We start from the raw sequence: 14,964 nt of genomic DNA, 5'->3' as shown, positions 1-14,964 counted from the left end.
GCGATCGCCCTATCGATGTCCTCAACCAAATTCGGCCTTTGCAGCAATATTCCGGAACGGATGGCGCGGAGACGAGAGACCATGGGTGAAACGCGGCGCAAGCTGACGACGATCTTCTGTGCTGACGTGCAGGATTATACCCGGCTGATGGGGGCTGACGAGGAGGGGACGCTTGCGGCGCTGAAGCGCTGCCGGGAGGCGATGGGGCGGCTGATCGAAAGCCATGGCGGCCGTATCATCAATACCTGGGGCGATGGGCTGATCGCCGATTTCCCAAGCGTGGTCGAGGCGGTGCGCGCGGCTGTCGACACCCAGAACGAACTTGCCGGTTTCAACGCCCGCCGCCCGGAAGAGGGGCGCATGCTGTTTCGCATCGGCATCAATCTCGGCGATGTGATCGTCGAAGACGACGACATCTATGGCGACGGCGTCAACATCGCTGCACGGCTTCAGGCCTCGGCGTCGGCCGGCGGCATCGTCATATCCAGTACCGTCTACGATCAGGTCCGCAACAAGGTCGCGGTCGGTTTCGAGTTTCTCGGGCCGCTGATGGTGAAGAACGTCGATGAAGGCGTGCCGAGTTATGCGGTGAGGATCGGCAATGCCAGGGACGAAACGCCGCCTGCCGAACGATCGGGCCCCGCACGGCCGCAGCCGGTGGCTGAAATCGCCGAGGCAAGACCGGTGCCTGGCAGGCGCAGGCTGTTCGCTGTGCTCGGCGTCATCGCGGCTGTCCTGATCGCCATCAATCTTTTATCGTGGCAGGGCGTTTTCTGGGCGCGCTTTCCGGTGCTTGCGCTCGCCGTCGTCGCGGCGCTCGCCTGGAATCGCGACCAAACCCGGTTCAACCGCAAGATCACCGCGCTGGCAATCGTGGCGCTCGGCCTTGTCGGCATCAACCTCCTCACCTGGACGGGGCAGTTCTGGGCGGTATGGCCGATATTGGGGATTGCGGCTGTCATGGGCCTGCGATGGTCGATGCGTCGATAGGCATCTAGCCGATAGCGGCAGAGATTTTGTGCGACATCCCGCCCTTCAATCGGCAGTATCGAAGACATGGCGGGCGTTCGTTCAAGCAAAAGTGAGCGGCCGGGTTATTTCCATTCTTCGCTGATATTACAAATCGGTAATGCCGGCTGCTTATGCTTGCCGGTAAGCTGTAAACGCGCGATATTGTCGCACCATGGGATTGTGATCCCGCAGCGCCTCTTTCGACCGACCCTGGTCCAACCTCGAGTCCCTCCGGAGACGTGAATGGCTTTTTGGAAGCAGTTTATACTTTCGCTCATCGTCATTGTTGCCGGCTTTGCCGCGTGGGTTTTCTTTGTGCCCGGGGCCGGCGATACGATGCGCAATGCAGGTATTCCAGACGGCATCGTTTCCAGGATCGCGCCGAAGGCTGAGGAGACGGCGGATGCTGACGCGCCCGCCCGGGCACAAGGGCAGCAGCGGGGCGAAGGGCAGGGGCAGAACCGCCGCAATGGCGGCGGACGCAACGGCGCCACTCTCGTCGCGACGCAGGCCGTCATCCAGGGCGTCGTCAACGACCGGCTGAACGCCATCGGCACGGGCGACGCGATCCGTTCGGTCGCGGTGACGGCCCAGGCATCGGGCACGATCCGCGAAATCCTCATCAAGTCGGGCGACAAGGTGAAGGCCGGCCAGGTGCTCGCCAAGCTCGACAGCGAGGAACAGGTGATTGCTCGCGGCCAGGCGGATGTGGCGGTCAAGGCCGCCGTCGAGAAATCCAATCTCTATCACAACATCAAGTCCAGCGTGTCGCGCATGGACGTGTTCGATTCCGAAATCGCCGAGCAGGGGGCGCGGCTGCAGCTGCAGGCGGCCGAACTCAATCTCGCGCGGCGCAACATTATTGCGCCGATCGATGGCATCGTCGGCATCGTACCGGTCAATATCGGCGACAACGTCACGACAAGCATTCCGATCGTCACACTCGACGACCGGTCGGAAATCCTCGTCGACTTCTGGGTGCCCGAGCGCTTCGCCAACACGGTGTCGGTCGGCCAGCCGGTCGAGGCGATGTCGGTGGCAAAGCCCGGACAGGTATTTTCGGGCATGGTCGAGGCCGTCGACAACCGCATCGACGCGGCAAGCCGCACGCTTCGCCTGCGCGCCAAGATCGACAACAGTTCGGATGAACTGCGCGCCGGCATGTCCTTCAGTGTCAGCATGAAATTTCCCGGCGATAAATATCCGGCCGTCGACCCGCAGTCCGTGCAGTGGGATTCTCAAGGATCCTTCGTCTGGCAGGTTAACGACGACAAGTCGCACAAGGTGCGGGTCAGCGTCGTACAGCGCAACCCGGATTTCGTGCTCGTCAAAGCCGATCTCAAGGACGGCGACCAGATCGTGACGCAGGGCCTGCAGCGTGTGCGTGAGGGCGGGGCGGTGCGGGTGAGCGCCGATGTCGCCGCGAATGCGGAGGTCGCGACCCAATGAGCGTGACCGAGATTCATCAGGACAGGGCCTCGGGCAAACAGAGCTTCACCGCGCTTTTCGTGCGCCGCCCGATCCTGGCGCTGGTGTTCAATACGCTGATGGTCGTCGCCGGCCTTGCGGCCTATGTCGGCGTCGAAGTGCGCGAACTGCCGGATGTCGACCGTCCCGTCGTCACCGTGCGCACCAGCTTCGACGGTGCGTCGCCGCAGACCATCGACCAGGAACTGACCAAGGTGATCGAGGGGGCGGTCGCCCGCGTCAGCGGCCTGAAGTCGATCTCGTCGACCTCTTCCTTCGGCCAGAGCCGGGTGACGCTGGAATTCTCCGATGCGATCGACCTCGCGGTTGCCGCCAACGATGTGCGCGACGCGATCGGCCGGATCACCCAGAACCTGCCCGACGAGGCGGATGCGCCGCAGATCGTCAAGGCGGATTCGGATTCCTCGCCGATCATGCGTCTTGCCGTTACTTCCACCAAGCTCAACATGGACGACCTGACGCAGCTGGTCGAGAATGAGGTGATCGATCGGCTGGCCTCCATCGACGGTGTCGCCGACGTCGAGGAATATGGCGACCAGGAGAAGGTCTTTCGTGTCGATGTCGATCAGGGCGCGCTGGCGAGCCGCGGACTGACCATCGGCGACCTTATCAAGGCGCTCGATAATGCCGCGCTCGACGTGCCGGCCGGCTCGCTGAAGAGCAATACGCAGGATATCGTGGTGCGCGCCACCGCCAGTCTCCAGACGCCGGCAGATTTTTCCAACGTGATGCTGCAGGACCGCGTCCGGCTCGGCGACGTCGCGACGGTGACGCTCGGGCCGCGAGACGGCGAAACGGCGCTGCGCTCGAACGGCAAGCCGGGCATCGGCCTCGGCATCATCCGCCAGGCGCAGTCGAACACGCTGAACATTTCGACCGGCATCAAGGCCGCCGTCGAGCAACTGTCGAAGACGCTGCCGGAGGGAACGACGATCGCGATCACCAGCGACGACGCCGTCTTCATCCAGGGGGCGATCCACGAGGTGGTGCTGGCGCTGGTGCTTGCCGCCGTCATCGTCACCGCCGTCATCTATCTCTTCCTGCGCGACTGGCGGGCGACGCTGATTCCGGCGGTCAGCATGCCGGTGGCGCTGATCGGCACGCTGGCGGCGATCTATATGGTCGGCTTCTCGATCAACATCCTGACGCTGCTGGCGATCGTGCTGGCGACCGGTCTCGTCGTCGACGACGCGATCGTCGTGCTCGAAAACATCGTGCGCCGGCGCGCGGAAGGCATGGGGCCGCGGGCGGCCGCCGTGCTCGGCACGCGCGAGGTGTTTTTCGCGGTCATCGCCACGACGGCGACACTGGCGGCCGTCTTCATCCCGCTCTCCTTCCTGCCGGGGCAGGTCGGCGGCCTGTTCCGCGAATTCGGCTTCGTGCTCGCCTTCTCGGTCGGGCTGTCGTCGATCGTGGCGCTGACGCTCTGCCCGATGCTGGCCTCGCGCATGCTGACGAAGCCGATGCTCGAAGATCATGGCGCGCTCGGCCGCTTCGGCGGGGCGCTTGCCGATCTCTATAAATGGGCGCTGCACGGCTGCCTCAATGCGCCCTTCGTCGTCATTCTGTTCTCGGTGATCTTCGCCGGTGCGGCGGTCATCGCCTTTTCCACCGTCAAGAGCGAGCTGACGCCGGAAGAGGACCGGTCGATGGTGATGATGCGGCTGACGACGCCGCAGGGATCGAGCCTCGAATATACCCGCGACAAGATGCAGCTCGTCGAGGAATATCTGCAGCCGCTGGTGACGAGCGGCGACATTCGCAACATCTTCTCGATCTCCGGCCAGGGCGGTTCGCTGAATAGCGGCTTCATGGTGCTGACGCTTGCCCCCTGGGGAGAGCGGCACAGGACGCAGGCGGAGATCGTCGGCGACATCAATCAGGCGGCATCGAAGGTGCCGGCACTGCGCGGCAACGCCATCTCCTCCAACAGCCTGCGCATTCGCGGCGCCGGCAGCGGCGTGCAGATGGCGTTGATCGGCAACGATCACGAGGCGCTGACGGCGGCGGCCGCCAAGCTGGTCCAGGCGCTCGACGCCACCGGTCAGTACGATACGCCGCGCCTGACCAACGAGCCCAGCCAGGCGCAGGTGTCGGTGGCGATCGACCGCGAACGCGCTTCCGATCTCGGCATCGACATATCGGGGCTATCGACGGCGATCCAGTCGCTGCTCGAAGGGCGCTCGGTAGTCGACGTCTTCGTCGACGGCGAATCCTATCCCGTGCTTCTGACCTCGACGACGCGGCCGATCGACGACCCGACCGACCTCGAAAACGTGTTCCTGAAGACCGGTGACGGCAAGATCGTGCCGATGTCGGTCATCGCCACGATGACAGAAGGCTCGGTCGCGCCGCAGCTCAACCGCGAGCAGCAGCTCGCTTCCGTGGCGATCACCGCCGGCCTCAAAAACGGCATGTCGCTCGGCGTCGCCGTCAAACAGGTGACGGAACTTGCCGCGCCGCTGCTGCCGGCAGGTTCGCGTCTGTTGCCGCTGGCGGAGGCCGCAACGCTCGAGGAGAATTCAAGCGGTATGGCGCTGACCTTCGGCTTTGCCATCGTCATCATCTTCCTGGTGCTGGCCGCGCAATTCGAAAGCGTGCTGTCCTCGCTGATCATCATGTCGACGGTGCCGCTTGGTCTTGCCTGCGCGGTCTTCGCGCTGGTGATCACCGGCTCCAGCCTGAATATCTACAGCCAGATCGGCCTCGTGCTTCTCGTCGGGGTGATGGCGAAGAACGGCATCCTGATCGTCGAATTCGCCAATCAGCTGCGCGACAGGGGCGAGGACGTTCGCTCCTCGATCGAGAAGGCCTGCGCGCTGCGCCTTCGCCCTGTGATGATGACGATGATCGCCACCATCCTCGGCGGCGTGCCGCTGGTTTTTGCCCATGGCGCAGGCGCGGAAGCGCGCGTCGCGCTCGGCTGGGTGATCGTTGGCGGTCTCGGTTCTGCGACGTTGGTGACGCTGTTCATCACGCCGGTTGCCTATCTCCTGCTTGCCCGCTTCGCCAAGCCGCACGCCCATGAGGAAGCACGGCTGCACGAGGAGATGGCGATCGCCACGCGGCCGCGTGCCGCGCCTGACGATGAGCAGCTGCAGGCTGCCGAATAAGACTTTCATCCGATTTCGTAACGCCGCCAGACGCCCGTTTGGCGGCGTTTGCTATGGTGTATGAAGGCTTGAGAAATAAGCTAAATTACTTCTGAAGATTAGCCGTTTATTAAGCATAAAACGGCAATGATCGTTCGCAGGAACCGACTGGCCTTCGCCGTTTCTTGAAGGCCGCAATGCGCTGGAAATCCGGCGACCCCGGACATGATTGTCTGCGCGGACGGTTCATTTCTTGTTCTGTTTGCGTTTGTTGTGTTTTGGAGTTTAGTCCCGTGAGTATTTACCAGCGCGTCTCCGTTGATGCGGCGCTCCATGTATTGCGCGATATCAACCGGAAGATGGATGTCACCCAGAACCACGTCACGACGGGCCTGCGCGTCGCCAAAGCCAGTGACAACGCCGTCTATTGGTCGGTCGCCACCACCGCGCGTACCGACAACAAGGCAATTTCCGCGGTACAGGATGCACTCGGCATGGCAGCTGCCACGATGGGCACGGCCTATACCGGCGTCCAGAACGTCATCGATGTCGTCTCGGAGATCAAGGCCAAGCTGGTGGCTGCGAGTGAAGACGGGGTCGACAAGGACAAGATCAATGAAGAGATCAAGCAGTTGCAGGAACAGCTGCGCAGCGTCTCGGAATCGGCGACCTTCAACAGTGACAATTGGGTGGTCCTCAACAACGACACGACGCCGACGCAGCCGCGCCAGATCCCGGCCTCCTTCATCCGCAACGCCGACGGCACGGTGTCTGTGGGCATGCTGAGCTACCATATCGACAATACGCCTGTAGGGTCCACGACCTCCAAGGATGCGCGTTATCTGATCGACGATCGCGCCACCGGGACGGGCGAATACGGCGTGCTGACATCCGACCATTTCGCCACCGAACTCGGCACCTCGCAAAACTACGTGCTGATGACGAGCAAAAACGGCACGACCACGGGACAAGTGGTGATCTCGCTTTCGTCCACCACGACGCAAGGACAGGTCGGTGAAATGATCAGTGTCGTCGATGCTGCGCTGTCGCAGTTGACGACAGTCGGCTCGGCTTTCGGTGCTTTGGAAAAGCGCATCAACCTGCAGAACGACTTCGCCACCAAGCTGCACGACAACAACACCGCCGGCATCGGCCGGCTCGTCGATGCCGACATGGAGGAAGAGTCGAGCAAGCTCAAGGCACTGCAGACGCAGCAGCAGCTCGGGCTGCAATCGCTCAATATCGCCAATGCAACCTACGACACGGTCAGGCAGCTGTTCCAGAATTTCTGATGGGGCGATTGGACGCTGGGGCAGTGCTGCGCCGTTTCTCGAATCATGTGGTGTCCCTGTATATCTGCGGAAGATTTGAGGGCTGTGTTAGCCTCACTCTCCCTCATTCCCTCCTCGGGCTTTGCCCGAGGGACGTCACAGGAATCCAGTGCGCCCAAGTCCTTGGGCGCGAGAGACTTTTTCAACCGTCGTATTGAGTCACTCACCGCGCGGACGCGCGGTGGCTGGATTCCTGTGACGAGCACAGGAATGAGGAAGGAGAGGTGGACGCCGTTATATAAAGCAAGCAGGCGCTGCACCTTCAAAAACTGGTGATATCAGCGCATTCCCGCAACATGGCTGCTGTTTCGGCGCCTGAAATTCCCCTATCAAGGGAACATCTTCATTTTCTTGCCGCAATCCTTGCCATTTGCTCGCATCAGTTTTGAACGGAGACCGTCCTGTCCATGATCAAGAAATTCCTACTTCTGGCTGTTGCAGCAAGTTATCTCAGCGCCTGCACGACGACAGATCCCTATACCGGCGAGCAGAAGGTTTCCAATACGGCGGGTGGCGCAGCACTTGGCGCGATCGGCGGCGCTCTCGTCGGCGTGGCAGTCGGCGGCGGCGGCCACGGCAAGCGTAACGCAGCGCTGATCGGCGCCGGCGTCGGCGCTCTCGCCGGCGGTGCGATCGGCAATTATATGGATCAGCAGGAATCCGAGCTTCGCGCCCAGCTCCAAGGCACCGGTATTTCGGTGACCCGCAACGGCGACAACATCATTCTCAACATGCCGTCGAACATCACCTTCGACGTCGACCAGGACGCGGTGAAGCCCGGCTTCTATCCGACACTGAATTCGGTGGCGATCGTGCTGCGCAAATTCAATCGCACGCTGATCGACGTCAACGGTCATACGGATTCGACCGGCAGCCTGCAGCACAATCAGGATCTGTCGCAGCGCCGCGCGCTTTCGGTTGCCGATTATCTCGGCGGCCAGGGCATCGACCAGCGCCGCGTCTCCGCCGTCGGCTTCGGCCCGTCCCAGCCGGTTGCGTCCAACGCCAGCGAGGCCGGCCGCGCCCAGAACCGCCGCGTCGAGATCCAGATCGCGCCGATCACACAAGGCTGAGTCTGGCTCATGCCCTTCTAGGAAAGGCCGGGTCGCTCCCGGCCTTTTTTGTCAGTGCTGCATCGTTGCGCCCTTGGTGATTTTATCGACGATTTTCTTTTCGGCGCGCAACGCGATGCCGACCACCTTGGCGTCGTCGGGTGCGAATTCGGCGAACACGGCGCGGTTGGCCGCATCGTGGCCGGTCGCAAACATCTCCTCGATGAAAAGAGAAGCGGTGACATCGCGTTCCAGCACGCGGCGGTGGATGGCTGGCATCGTCGCCTCGTCGGCGGAGAGCACGATGATCGGCTGGATCGATAACGGATTATAGAGGTTACCGGCCCGGTCCTTGTAGGGCTCACCGATAATTTCGGGGTGCCCGCCGGCAACGCCGGTCATCAGGAAGGCGGTGACATTCAGCTTCTGCCAGCCGGTAAGATTGTTTCGCAGGACGATCGCAATTTTGGTATCAAACATTCCAGTCTCTTTCATCGGGTGTCGCGTTGAACCAGGATCTAACGCCACAGGCCTTCGAGGGTCTTGAACGTTTGTGCGAGCCGCAAGGGGGCAGCGGCATCCTGACTGCGCCGTCCTTTCCGGGTATCGAGCGCATCGAGGCGCAATTCTCCGGCAATGTCTTCGAGCCGCACCGGCACGATACCTATGCACTCGGCGTCACGCTGCAGGGCGTGCAGACCTTCACCTATCGCGGCGAGCGGCGCTTCAGCCTGCCGGGGCAGGTGATCGTGCTGCATCCGGACGAAGAGCATGACGGTGGGGCGGGGACCGAGGACGGGCTGCATTACCGCATGCTCTATCTGGAGCCAGCGCTGTTGATGGAATGCCTTGAGGCGGAAAAGATAGGCCTTCCCTTCGTCGATCAGCCCGTGATCGCCGACGGCGCACTGGCGCAGGTGCTGCTCGCAGCACTCAGTGAGCTCGACCGGGAACTGGACGAGCTTTTCGTCGATGATTTCGTCAGCCGGGTGGCCGGCGGCCTGTCGCGGCATTCGCAGGTGCGGCGCCGGGCTCTCGGCACGGTTGCCTGGAGACAGGTGCGGGCGGCGCGCGATTATCTGGAGGCGCATGCGCTCAGGCCAGTGCGCTCCGGCGAGCTGGAGAGCATTACCGGTCTCGACCGTTTCACCCTGTCACGGCATTTCCGCACGGCCTTTGCCACCAGCCCGCACCGCTACATGCTGATGCGGCGGCTGCAGCAGGCAAAGGCACTGATGGGCGAGGGCGAGGGGTTTGCCGATGTGGCGGCCGCCACGGGCTTTGCCGACCAGGCGCATTTCATCCGGCATTTCAAGAAAGCCTATGGGGTGACGCCGGGGCGCTGGGCCGGGCTTCAGCGGACAGCGAAGGTCAGCAACGGCAGCATATCATAGCGCTTGGTGCGAACGGGAAAGTTCGGCTTCACGCCATTGCAGCCATTGCTGTCTCAATTTGCCTCTGGACAGGCCGATGGTCTCCTCGAGAACCTTGAGATCGAGAATGCGTTCGGTGCGAAAATGGCGAAAGGCCTGTTTCGATTCGCACCATGCGATCAAAAGACAGCGCGCATCCTCATAGCCGAGCAGCACCGGCCACACGATACGGCTGGTTACCGCGCCATTCGCGGCGCGATATTCAAGCTCAATCTTTCGCCCCTCCCTGATCGCCCGCCGGATTGGACGACTGTCGAACGTCAGGCTGTCCATGACCTCGCCAGGTTTCAGGCTGACCGCAGGTTCGGCAATGAACGGAAGAAGGTCGTCCGGTACGGTGGATGCAATCTTTGCGATGACATCTCTGGCCGCAGTGTTGATTGCCGGGTCACCCAGCTTTGCCACCATCTGAACGCCCAGCAGAACAGCCTCGATTTCCTCTGCAGTCAGCATCAGCGGGGGCATATCGTATCGTGGGTCGAGGACGTAGCCAAAGCCAGCTTCCCCTTCGATGGGAACGCGCTGGCCAATCAAGTGGGCAATGTCACGATAGACGGTTCGTCGTGCGACCTCGAGTTCGTCCGCAAGCTGCGCCGAGGTGACCGGACGGTTTGATCTTCGAAGTATCTGGATGATCTGAAAAAGCCGTTCCGCTTTTCGCATGGCTGGTGACTCCTGCTGCCACAACGCTGGCAGGATGATTATGTCACAAGAGCAGCCAAAGAGATCATTATGCGTGAAGGAGAAAATGATGAAACTCGTATCCACCCGTCTCGTCGCTTCGGATATCGAAAGCATGGTGGCCTTTTATGAGCTCGTGACGGGCTATCGCGCGGACTGGCTTGCTCCCGTCTTTGCCGAGATCGTCACACCCGGTGCCGTCGTGGCGATCGGGAGCGCGGAAACGGTCGCGCTCTTCAAGGAGGGCAGTGCGGAGCCACGCGCCAACAAAACCGCCATTCTTGAATTCATGGTGTCGGACGTCGACGCTGAATTCGCTCGGCTCAAGGATCATGTCGAGGTGGTGCATGAGCCCAAGAATTTGCCGTGGGGAAATCGCACGGTTCAGTTCTCTGACCCGGAGGGCACCCGCGTCGCGTTTTATACGCCCGTCACCGAGGCTGCGAGACAACGCTTCAGCGGTCGATAGGCGCGGCCGGCCACGGTATTTATCCGTAAAACGGCATTATCATATGCATTGCGCATGCCTACAGCAAGAAAGCTTGATGACATAAGTTGTCTCCCGGGTCCGAGCGATCGGCATCAGCCGAAAGCTCTCTCCAGTATGACGCCTGGCTGTGGAATCGGCAGTCAGTGACAGGGAAAGTTCGAGGCACAACTATGTCAGCAAATGATAAGCCACTCATCGCAATTGTCGGTGCCACCAGCAAACAGGGCCGAAGCGTCGCATCATCGCTCCTTCGCAGCGAGCGTTTTCGCGTACGCGCCCTAACCCGAAAAAAGGATTCACCCGAGGCTTTAAGCCTGGAGGGGCTTGGGGCTGAAATTGTAACCGTCCCTCTCCAGCTTGGCTTCCAGAAGGATCTCGTTGCTGCCTTCAAAGGCGCGGACGGGGCATTTCTGATGACGCCGCCCGTCATGCCGCCGGCGACCATAGAGGCTCCTATCGGCCGCCAACTGGCGGATGCAGCGGTTGAGGCAGGCGTCGGACATATCGTCTTCAGCACGCTCGAGAATGTCGATGCCATCTCCGGCGGGACGAAGTTTGCTCCGCACTTCACCGACAAAGCGCGCGTTGCAGACTATATTCGCGGTCTGCCGATCTCTCATTCCTTCGTCATGCTGGCATTCTTCTACACGAACCTTCTCGAATATTATCCGCCGCGCATGGAAGGCGACACGCTCGTGCTGCCGATCTATCTTCCCGAAGATTTTCGAGCGCCTTTTGTCGATCCGCTCACGGCGACCGGGCCGGCAGTGCTCGAAATTTTCTCAAATCCCGAGCGCTACAACGGCAAAACGCTGCCGATCGTCGGCGATATCATCTCGCCGCGCGAGATGGTCGAAACCTTCCGAGAGGTAACCGGCCTCAAGGCAGAATATCGAAACGCTTTCACCAGGGATGGCCTGCTGCGGTATTTTCCGGAATTCGCCGCCAACGAGCTTTTCGTGCGCGAGCTTCTGGGGATGGTCGAGTATGCCGTCGAATATGGTTATTTCGGCAAGGAGCATGATCTGGAATGGAGCCGTCGCCTCAATCCCGAGGCGCTCGATTGGGAGCAGTATCTACGGACCACGGGCTGGCGCGGCGACAAGCGATCTTTCGGGCTCTAAATCACGATTGCCGAATTCCCGGCAGTTTGGAAATCTCGGCGACAAGAAAGTCGGTGAGAAGGCGAACGCGGGCAAGAGCGGAACGCTCGGGCACGATGAGCAGGCTCAGCGGGACCGGCGACGGACGATAGTCTTCGAGCACGACCTCGAGCCGGCCGTCGTCCAAGAGATCGTGGACCAGCCAAAGGTGGGTGGGACCTATGCCGCGCCCTGCGGCAAGGGCTTCGCGCGCCGCAAGCCCGTGATCGACGCGCAGCCTCCCATTGACTGGAACCGTCAGATTCTCGCCATGGCGGGAGGAGAGAGCGATCTGATCGCTCCCGGCCACATTGGACATTATGATGGTTTCGTGTCGCGAGAGATCGTCCGGGCGCTCCGGCCGCCCATGAGCGGAGAAATAGGCCGGAGCGCCGACCAGCAGCCGGTGGCTTTTTCCGAGCGCATGGAGCTTCATGGAACTGTCGGTGAGAGGTCCAAGCCGGATCGCCAGGTCAACGCCTTCGCGTACCAGGTCGATGCGCTCGTCGGTCAAGTTGAGGTCGACGCGGATATCAGGGTGCTGGTCCTGAAATTCGAAGATCAGGCGGGTGATGTGCATCACGCCAAGCGCTGCAGTACACGAAAGCCTGACTGCGCCTGCGGCCGCGCGACGCGCATTCCTGGCTTCCTCGGCAGCCTGCTCGACCAGGCGTAATACCTGAAGGCAGTTCGCATAATAGCGGCTGCCTTCGTCCGTAAGGGTGACACGACGCGTGGTTCGGCTGAGGAGAGGCACACCGACCGCGTCCTCGAGTTCATTGAGATGCCGCGTTACGGTGGATTGACCGATGCCGAGTTCCCTAGCCACAGTAGAGAGGTTGCCTCGCTCGGCGACGCGAACAAAGGTACGCATTCTGTCGAGAGACAGTCCTGAGTTATCCATTTTTCAGCACAGTGAAGTTCATTGAAGCAATTTAGGGAATAACCGGGCGTGAGGCTAGTGGGCCAGGTGCGCTGACGATTTCCGGACTTAGGCGGGATTTTCCGCAAGGCCGGACCGGCGGGCGATGAAGCGGGCGAGCGCCGGCCCGATCAGCAGGATGACCAGGAAACGGCCGGTCTGCATCGCCATCACGAAGGGCACGTCGACATCGCTTGACGCGGCGATGATGGCGACGGAATCGGCGCCGCCGGGGCTGGTGGCGAGATAGGCCGTCAGCGGATCGATGCCGGCGAAATGGTGAAGTGCCGCTGCCATGCAGCCGCAAAGCGCCATCAGCAGCACGATGCAGGCTGCCACCCTCGGCAGGGCGCGCGCGACGTGGGTGATGATCGAGCGGGTGAAACGCAGGCCGATGCTCCAGCCGACCAGCGCATAGGCGATGGCGAGCAGCCACATCGGCAGCTCGATCTTCAGGAGGCCGATGCCCTGCAGGAAGGCGCCGAGGAAGAGCGGCACGATGATCATGCCGCCCTGGATGCGCAGGCGGCGCACGCCATAGGCGCAAAAGCCGGCGAAGGCGATCGTCGCCGCAAAGGCTGGCCAGTCGACTGGGGGAAAGAGGACGAGCGGCGGCGGCTGGGTACCGTCTGCGGCCACCCAAAGGCGTGAGATCACCGAAGCGCCGACGGCGACGAAGACGACCCTGAGATATTGCATGAAGGCGACGAGACGGGCATCGGCGCCATAGGCTTCCGACATGATGACCATGGCCGAGGCCGCACCCGGCGAAGAACCCCAGACGGCGGTCGTTCCCGGCAGGACCTGCCAGCGTGTCAGAAGCCAGCCGAGGCCGGTGGCGATGGCGATAACCGAGAAGACGAACAGCAGGAAGAGCGGCGCGTCCTTCGCCATGGCGCCGAGAATATCAGGGGTGATGGTGCGCGCCATCATCAGGCCGACGAGGACCTGGCCGAACTGCAGCGGCTGAAGCGGTATGCGAAGCTTTCCCTTGCCGACGGTCAGCGCCAGCACGATGGCGGAGACCATCGGTCCGATCAGCAGCGAGGCGGGCAGGGCGAAGAGTTCGAGAAAGACGGTGAAGGCGGTGGACAGCGCGAGTAGTAACGCCCATTTCGGCAGGCCGGCATCCCGCAGCAGGCGGCGTGCATGGCTGAGTGACATGAATCCCCGTATCTTTCCCGGCCGGTGCCAAGCCCTCAGGCTGAAGATTGGGAGGAAGCTCCGGCATGACGAAGAGAGGCCGGCTGAAGGGCCGGTCGGCGCGGCCTCGGTATAGGCGGCTGCCGCGAGCGCGGTCAATTGCGAAATCTGGTGCGAAATCTGGCTTCCCGGCGATCTGTCATGCGATTTTGATTCAAGCCGCCGCCGCAAGTCCTTGTTATCTCATCAGAGACGCACATGGCTGACGAGGAAATCGAGCAGGGCGCGCACGCGCGCCGGCAGTGGTCCGCCCTGGCCCATATAGAGAGCGTAGAATTCTTCCGTGTCGCCAGGATTGGCCGCTTCCAGCACCCGTATCAGCCGGCCGGCTTCGAGATCGGCGCGCACGGTGAAGGCGGCAAGGCGAGCGAGACCGGCGCCGGCAATCGCGAGATGGCGCATGGCTTCGCCGTCTCCGACCTGCACGCCCGGCGTGATCGGCACCGTCACCATCTCGCCGCCCTCGCGCAGCGGCCAGCCCTCGACGGCGCGGGCGTAGGAAAAGCCGATGCGGCAGTGGCGGCGGAGATCGGCGATCGTGCACGGCTCGCCGTGACGCTTGAGATAATCGGGGGAGGCGACGATGAGCTTGCGGGTGGCGCCGAGCTTGCGGGCGATGAGACTGGAGTTCTTCAAGGGGCCTGTGCGGATCGCGACGTCGGCGCGCTCCTCCATCAGGTCGACGACCCTGTCGGTGTGGGCAACATCGAGCGTCACGGCGGGATGAAGCGCCATGAAGGCGGGCAGGAGCGGCGCCAGCACATGATTGCCGAAGGAGCCACTGGTGTTGATGCGGATGCGGCCCGAGGCCTGTTCGCCTGACGAAGCCTGACGTTCGGCCTCGGCGATATCGGCAAGGATCGCGATGCTGCGCTCGTAGAAGGCGCAGCCCTCCGGCGTCAGTTGCAGCTTGCGGGTTGAGCGGTTGACGAGGCGGGCGCCGAGACGCGCCTCCAGCCGGGCGACGAGCTTGCTGACGGCTGAAGGCGTCATGCGCTTCACTTGCGCGGCAGCGGAAAAACCACCACGCTCGACGACGCTGACGAAAACTTCCATTTCGCCCGATCGATTGATGTCCTGACGGCTCATGATGAATTCAAATCATAGATGATATGCTTT

Annotated in this window: 13 protein-coding genes; 8 read left to right on the top strand and 5 right to left on the bottom strand. The window is 62.0% G+C overall.

What is annotated here, in order from left to right; translation table 11 throughout:
* Window positions 1-81: 81 nt before the first annotated feature.
* From CO666_RS02945 to CO666_RS02920, 5 genes are all read left to right on the top strand, one after another.
* Window positions 82-990 carry an adenylate/guanylate cyclase domain-containing protein gene (locus CO666_RS02945; protein WP_097610665.1) on the top strand — a complete coding sequence of 303 codons (909 nt, stop codon included), beginning with the start codon at window positions 82-84 and terminating at the stop codon, window positions 988-990.
* 264 nt (window positions 991-1,254) lie between these two features.
* Entirely contained in the window at window positions 1,255-2,460 is a 1,206-nt protein-coding gene (locus tag CO666_RS02940) for an efflux RND transporter periplasmic adaptor subunit (RefSeq protein ID WP_097610664.1), read from the top strand.
* Window positions 2,457-5,612, top strand: a complete 3,156-nt coding sequence (locus CO666_RS02935) for an efflux RND transporter permease subunit (RefSeq protein WP_097610663.1) — start codon at window positions 2,457-2,459, stop codon at window positions 5,610-5,612. Before CO666_RS02940 ends, CO666_RS02935 begins: the two co-directional genes overlap by 4 nt.
* A gap of 272 nt (window positions 5,613-5,884) precedes the next feature.
* Window positions 5,885-6,883 (top strand): flagellin N-terminal helical domain-containing protein, encoded by a 999-nt coding sequence (locus CO666_RS02930; RefSeq protein WP_097610662.1) that lies wholly within the window; start codon window positions 5,885-5,887, stop codon window positions 6,881-6,883.
* Between the two features lie 446 nt (window positions 6,884-7,329).
* Window positions 7,330-7,995: a YiaD family glycine zipper/OmpA-like lipoprotein gene (locus CO666_RS02920; RefSeq protein ID WP_085737761.1), complete on the top strand. Its 666-nt coding sequence runs from the start codon at window positions 7,330-7,332 to the stop codon at window positions 7,993-7,995.
* Between the two features lie 51 nt (window positions 7,996-8,046).
* Here CO666_RS02920 and CO666_RS02915 read toward each other — a convergent pair whose 3' ends face one another.
* On the bottom strand, window positions 8,047-8,454 hold the full coding sequence (locus tag CO666_RS02915) for a DUF2000 family protein (protein ID WP_097610660.1): 408 nt from the start codon (window positions 8,452-8,454) through the stop codon (window positions 8,047-8,049).
* 26 nt (window positions 8,455-8,480) lie between these two features.
* On the opposite strand from CO666_RS02915, the gene CO666_RS02910 reads away from it, so the two are divergent.
* Window positions 8,481-9,368, top strand: a complete 888-nt coding sequence (locus CO666_RS02910) for an AraC family transcriptional regulator (protein WP_097610659.1) — start codon at window positions 8,481-8,483, stop codon at window positions 9,366-9,368.
* Here the strand turns inward: CO666_RS02910 and CO666_RS02905 are convergent.
* A complete protein-coding gene (locus CO666_RS02905) occupies window positions 9,363-10,070 on the bottom strand; it encodes a helix-turn-helix transcriptional regulator (RefSeq protein ID WP_097610658.1) in 708 nt (235 codons plus the stop codon). The two genes, CO666_RS02910 and CO666_RS02905, sit on opposite strands and share 6 nt — an antisense overlap.
* Window positions 10,071-10,158: 88 nt before the next feature.
* Between CO666_RS02905 and CO666_RS02900 the strand changes: the two genes are divergently transcribed.
* Together CO666_RS02900 and CO666_RS02895 are read left to right on the top strand one after the other, a co-directional pair.
* Entirely contained in the window at window positions 10,159-10,557 is a 399-nt protein-coding gene (locus CO666_RS02900; RefSeq protein ID WP_097610657.1) for a VOC family protein, read from the top strand.
* Between the two features lie 191 nt (window positions 10,558-10,748).
* Window positions 10,749-11,702: an NmrA/HSCARG family protein gene (locus CO666_RS02895; protein ID WP_097610656.1), complete on the top strand. Its 954-nt coding sequence runs from the start codon at window positions 10,749-10,751 to the stop codon at window positions 11,700-11,702.
* A gap of 1 nt (window position 11,703) precedes the next feature.
* Here CO666_RS02895 and CO666_RS02890 read toward each other — a convergent pair whose 3' ends face one another.
* The 3 genes from CO666_RS02890 to CO666_RS02880 all read right to left on the bottom strand — a co-directional run bounded on the left by CO666_RS02890 (window position 11,704) and on the right by CO666_RS02880 (window position 14,934).
* Window positions 11,704-12,624 (bottom strand): LysR family transcriptional regulator, encoded by a 921-nt coding sequence (locus tag CO666_RS02890; RefSeq protein WP_097610655.1) that lies wholly within the window; start codon window positions 12,622-12,624, stop codon window positions 11,704-11,706.
* A gap of 87 nt (window positions 12,625-12,711) precedes the next feature.
* The gene (locus CO666_RS02885; RefSeq protein ID WP_097610654.1) at window positions 12,712-13,806 is read right to left on the bottom strand and encodes an AbrB family transcriptional regulator; all 1,095 of its coding nucleotides are present in this window, start codon (window positions 13,804-13,806) and stop codon (window positions 12,712-12,714) included.
* 225 nt (window positions 13,807-14,031) lie between these two features.
* Window positions 14,032-14,934: a LysR family transcriptional regulator gene (locus CO666_RS02880; protein WP_097610653.1), complete on the bottom strand. Its 903-nt coding sequence runs from the start codon at window positions 14,932-14,934 to the stop codon at window positions 14,032-14,034.
* Window positions 14,935-14,964: the final 30 nt, after the last annotated feature.

It is taken from the genome of Rhizobium chutanense (genome assembly GCF_002531935.1).
GTDB lineage: Bacteria > Pseudomonadota > Alphaproteobacteria > Rhizobiales > Rhizobiaceae > Rhizobium > Rhizobium chutanense.
The sequence above is the reverse complement of the archived record's forward strand: the minus strand, read 5'-3'. Positions and strand labels throughout refer to the sequence as shown.